General features: G+C 60.9%; 4 protein-coding genes. 3 read left to right on the forward strand and 1 reads right to left on the reverse strand.

From position 1 onward, the window contains the following. Positions 1-455: 455 nt before the first annotated feature. Together J0I64_RS03120 and J0I64_RS03125 are read left to right on the forward strand one after the other, a co-directional pair. Positions 456-671, forward strand: a complete 216-nt coding sequence (locus J0I64_RS03120) for a cold-shock protein (RefSeq protein ID WP_291406164.1) — start codon at positions 456-458, stop codon at positions 669-671. A gap of 98 nt (positions 672-769) precedes the next feature. Further along, positions 770-1,240 (forward strand): NUDIX hydrolase, encoded by a 471-nt coding sequence (locus tag J0I64_RS03125; protein WP_291406165.1) that lies wholly within the window; start codon positions 770-772, stop codon positions 1,238-1,240. Here J0I64_RS03125 and J0I64_RS03130 read toward each other — a convergent pair. After that, on the reverse strand, positions 1,227-2,726 hold the full coding sequence (locus J0I64_RS03130; RefSeq protein WP_291406166.1) for an inorganic phosphate transporter: 1,500 nt from the start codon (positions 2,724-2,726) through the stop codon (positions 1,227-1,229). The genes J0I64_RS03125 and J0I64_RS03130 overlap by 14 nt on opposite strands. A gap of 354 nt (positions 2,727-3,080) precedes the next feature. Between J0I64_RS03130 and J0I64_RS03135 the strand changes: the two genes are divergently transcribed. Then, positions 3,081-3,768 (forward strand): thiamine pyrophosphate-binding protein (locus J0I64_RS03135; protein ID WP_291406167.1); only part of this gene is annotated, 688 nt, incomplete at its 3' end.

A 3,768-nucleotide genomic window follows, 5' to 3' on the forward strand; every position in this document is an offset into this window, starting at 1 on the left:
CCAGTGCCACGGGCGGCAGCGTTCTCGGAACCGTTGTGGGTGCCGGTATCGGTGGCGTGGTTGGCGCAGCCGCTGGCGACGTTCTCGGTCGCGTCGACGGCAGCAATGACCGCTGCGTCTATCAGCGTCCGAACGGTACCCGTTACATCGACACCTGCCCGCGCGGCTAGGTTTCGCAGGGGCGGTTGCGTCCCCAACCGTCACTTGTGCCAGACACCCGGCCGGCGCCCCCACTGGCCGGGTGTTTCGCGAGCAAACACCGATACTGCCTTGATAATTTCATAGCGGGTCGCAATAATCTCAGACCATACGAGCCACTTGTCTTGCGCTATCTGAACGACCGGTTTTCCGGGACCTTAGTTACCTCCTGATCTTGTGCATCGTAAAACCCGGCCTCATGTGCCGGCAGAATCCGGTGCCGATGTCTGGCGCCACAGACCACGAGGAATAAGGTCATGTCTTCCATCACGGGTACCGTGAAGTTCTTCAACACCACCAAAGGCTTTGGCTTCATTTCGCCCGACAATGGTGAAAAGGACGCTTTCGTTCATATCTCCGCCGTCCAGCGCTCGGGCCTGCAGGGCCTGTTCGAAGGCGACAAGGTCAGCTTCGAGCTTCAGACCGGTCGTGATGGCAAGGTGTCGGCGGCCAATCTGTCACTGCTGAGCTAATCTCACAGCCGAATCGATGAAATTTACCTATGTTCGGGGGGCGTGAGCCCCCTGAGCTTTTTGACGCTTTTGTATGCCGAATACCCTTGGAGCCCGACTTGTTTCGCGATTTTCTGACCAATTGGAGCCCCAAGATTGAGACGCCCGGCGACCTGCGTCAGGCTGGGGCGTTACCCTATGCCGTGATCGAGGGGCGCGTTGCATTTTTGCTGATCACGACGCGTCGCACCGGTCGCTGGATTTTTCCCAAGGGTGGCATCGAGCCCAATATGACGCCATGGGAAAGCGCAGCTCTTGAAGCCGTCGAAGAGGCGGGTGTGGCCGGGGAAATCGCGCAGGTGCCGGTGGGTAGCTATCGCGCCAGCACAGGTGGCAATGCCTCCGTCCTCATAGACGTTGACCTTTATCCCCTGCGCGTTACCCAGCAATTGGACGACTGGCGTGAAAAGGGCCAGCGTCTGCGCCATTGGGCTGCTCTCGACGAGGCCAAGCGCCTTCTGGCGGACCGGTCGCTAGGCCGGCTCGCCGAGAAAGTGGAAGCGACCTACGCTGCCTCTATCGTCCGATAATCAGGCCTAAACCCAGATATACCAGCGCTGATAGAATTGCCGAGGCCGGGACGGTGACGACCCAGGCCGCAGCGATGCTGTAGACGTGGTTGCGACGCACAAGGCGGCGGCGCTCGATCTTGCGGGCGCTCGCGAGGGCCTGTTCCGGCGTTGCGTTGAGCGCTTCCGGATCGACGAAGCGGGAATTGGCCGGCACGGCCGAGCCTTCCATGTCGCGTCGCGAAATGTATTCGCGTAGGAAGCCGACGCCGAAAATCGCGCCGACTGCGATATGGGTGGACGATACCGGCATGCCCAGCGCAGATGCCACGAGAACCGTGACTGCAGCAGAGAGCGCTGCGCAATAGGCGCGGATTTCGTTGAGGCGAGTGATGTGTTCACCAACCGTCTTGATCAGTCGCGGGCCAAATAGCGCCAGACCGAGCGAGATGCCTACTGCACCTATGGCGAGGACCCAGAAGGGCAGGGCCACGCCGGCGATCTCGCTGTGGCCGCTTTCAAGGCTGGTGACGACGGCGGCAAATGGGCCGATGGCATTGGCCACGTCATTGGCGCCGTGTGCGAATGACAGCAGGGCCGCTGCGATGACAAGCGGGAGACGGAAAAGCGTCGCGACATGCTTCTTGCGATTCTCCAGGTGCAGAGACCGGCGCCGCACCCATGGCATAGCGACAATCCAGCCCAGCAGGGAGGCGACGACACCCAGCAGAATGGTGAGTGGCAGGCTCGGCTCCCAAACGCGGCTCAGCCCTTTGGTCGCAAGGTACATGGTGAAGATGCCGGTCATCGCGGCCACGAAGATCGGGACCCAGACGCGTGCTGACGAAATCTTGTCGAGCCGCGTGGTGATCGTGGCGCGGATGACAATAAGCAAAAGAGCAGCAAAGATGCCGCCCAGAACGGGCGAGATTACCCAACTCGCCGCAATAGTGCCGATCATGGGCCAGGCGACGACAGAGAAGCCAGCCGCCACGATGCCAGCGCCCACGACGCCTCCAACCACGGCATGCGTCGTCGAGACCGGCGCGCCGATATAGGTGGCTACGTTCACCCAGAGCGCCGATGCGAGCAGGGCCGACATCATAACCATGATGAAGGTGGTGCTCTCCATTTCAGGGACGGTGAGCAGGTCACGCGCCACGGTGGAGACAACATCGCCGCCAGCGAGCAGGGCGCCCGCAGCTTCGAAGATCGCTGCAATAATCAGCGCGCCCGTCATGGAGATGGCGCGCGAACCGACGGCAGGACCCATATTGTTGGCAACGTCATTTGCACCGACGTTCAGCGCCATGTAGCCGGCAATGACGGCACCTATGACGACGATATAGGTTGTCGGGCTCTGGCCCACGGCAAAGCTGGCCCAGACGCCCGCAGCCAGCAGGAAGACCAGGGCGATGCCGGGGGCGGCGAGGGCGCGCGACAGATTGTGTGTCGCCTTTTCAATGCCTACGACCTGCTGAAGGTCTTTATCGAGTGCGTTTGCCATGTCACCGAGTTGTCATAAATCTTCGTGGAGGGCTTTAGCATCCTGGCTGCGCTCTGCCAGCCCCAAACTGATCTTGGCCCCATGTATGGCAGCCCAATGCTGCGGGCTTGACACTCTGGCCGCAATACTCCTATCAATGCGCGACTAATTTTTTGGAGAGGTCCCGTGCGGGCACTCATTCTCGTAGTAGGTAGGCGCATCGGCAACGTGGGGTAAAACCCCGCGCGATAGCTGGTGCGCCGAAAACAGGTCCCGAAAGGGGCCTTTTTTATTGCCTTTTTTCCGCCAAGGCGGTTTTAAGGCGTCAAGGACGTAACGCCCGGTACGGCGGGCACGAGGAGTAGGAAAGCGCAAATGGCCGAGAAAATGACCGGCGCGGAAATGGTGATCCAGGCGCTAGCGGATCAGGGTGTTGAACATATCTTCGGTTATCCGGGCGGTGCCGCCCTGCCGATCTATGACGCGATGTTCCAGCAGGATGTCGTTCAGCACGTTCTGGTGCGCCACGAACAGGGCGCGACCCACATGGCCGAGGGCTATGCACGCTCGACCGGGAAGCCGGGTGTGGTGCTGGTCACTTCGGGCCCCGGCGCGACCAATGCCGTGACTGGCCTCACTGACGCGCTGCTCGATTCCATTCCGCTGATCTGCATCACCGCCCAGGTCCCGACGACGCTGATCGGTTCGGACGCCTTCCAGGAATGCGACACCGTTGGCATCACCCGCTCCTGCACCAAGCACAATTACCTGGTGAAGTCGGTTCAGGATCTGCCGCGCATTTTGCACGAGGCCTTTCTGATTGCGACCACCGGCCGTCCGGGTCCGGTTGTCATCGATATTCCGAAGGACGTGCAGTTTGCCGTTGGCGAATATTATCGTCCGGAAGCCGAGAGCCTGCGTCACCAGTCCTATCGTCCTCAAGTCGATGGCGATCTCGCCGCGATCGAAGCAGCCGTTGACCTCATGCTCAAGGCTGAGCGTCCGGTGTTTTATACCGGCGGCGGCGTGATCAATTCGGGGCCTGAGGCGTCCGAAAACCTGC

Origin of the sequence: Devosia sp. (genome assembly GCF_017307565.1) — a bacterium.
GTDB lineage: Bacteria > Pseudomonadota > Alphaproteobacteria > Rhizobiales > Devosiaceae > Devosia.

Bases quoted from the DNA above. Each gene is read 5' to 3' on its own strand.
- J0I64_RS03130 (WP_291406166.1), bottom strand. From the start codon at position 2,726: ATGGCAAACGCACTCGATAAAGACCTTCAGCAGGTCGTAGGCATTGAA.
- J0I64_RS03120 (WP_291406164.1), top strand. From the start codon at position 456: ATGTCTTCCATCACGGGTACCGTGAAGTTCTTCAACACCACCAAAGGC.